Here is a 1,133-nt window from a genome sequence, read left to right on the forward strand (position 1 = left end):
CTGAATTAGTCTCGACTTGATCTGACATTTCGATTTGAAAAATTGAGAGTTACCCGTTTTGATAAAGGTGTCGAATCTTTTAATCAAAACAACCTAAAGGTGGTAACTCTCATGTTACATACTAACAACCCAATCATTAAACACAAAACTGGTTTGCTTAATCTTGCTGAAGAATTAGGTAACGTTTCTAAAGCCTGTAAAGTTATGGGCGTTTCAAGAGATACATTTTATCGATATCAAGAGTTGCTCGAAGATGGTGGGCTTGATGCGTTAATTGATAAAAGTCGTAGGTCTCCAAACATAAAAAACAGAGTCGATGAGGCAACTGAACAAGCTGTTATAAAATATGCAGTTGATTATCCTGCTCACGGCCAACACAGAACGAGCAATGAATTAAGAAAGCAAGGTGTATTTGTATCAGGCAGTGGTGTTCGGTCGATATGGTTACGTCATAATTTAGAGAACTTTAAGAAGCGCCTGAAAGCATTGGAAGACAAAGTAGCTAACGAAGGTATTATCTTAACAGACAGCCAAATCGCTGCGCTTGAAAAAAAGAAAAATGATGATGAGGCTTGTGGCGAAATCGAAACGGCTCACCCTGGTTATCTAGGCTCACAAGATACGTTTTACGTTGGCAACCTAAAAGGTGTTGGACGTATCTATCAGCAAACATTCGTAGATACTTACAGCAAAGTAGCTTTCGCTAAACTCTATACTACCAAAACGCCAATTACAGCAGCCGACATACTCAATGATAAGGTTCTACCTTACTTCGATCAGCATGAGTTTCCAATGCTGCGCATACTTACTGACAGAGGCACAGAGTATTGCGGTAAAGTCGAGCATCATGATTATCAGTTATATCTGGCGATTAACGATATCGACCATACAAAAACCAAGGCCATGTCACCACAGACAAACGGTATCTGTGAACGGTTCCATAAAACAATACTAAACGAGTTTTATCAGGTTACATTCCGTAAAAAGCTGTATAGCTCCCTAGAAGAATTACAAAAGGATCTGGACGAATGGATGGTTTATTACAATAATGACCGAACTCATCAAGGAAAAATGTGCTGTGGCAGAACGCCACTTGAAACATTGGAAGATGGAAAACGAATTTGGGCAGAAAA

At 39.3% G+C, this 1,133-nt stretch carries 1 protein-coding gene; it reads left to right on the top strand.

The window, feature by feature from the left end; all coding sequences use genetic code 11:
• Positions 1–111: 111 nt before the first annotated feature.
• A partial coding sequence (locus L1077_RS27145; protein WP_237139879.1) for an IS481 family transposase occupies positions 112–1,133 on the top strand: 1,022 nt, incomplete at its 3' end.

It is taken from the genome of Pseudoalteromonas luteoviolacea, assembly GCF_021654285.1.
Classification (GTDB): domain Bacteria; phylum Pseudomonadota; class Gammaproteobacteria; order Enterobacterales; family Alteromonadaceae; genus Pseudoalteromonas; species Pseudoalteromonas luteoviolacea_J.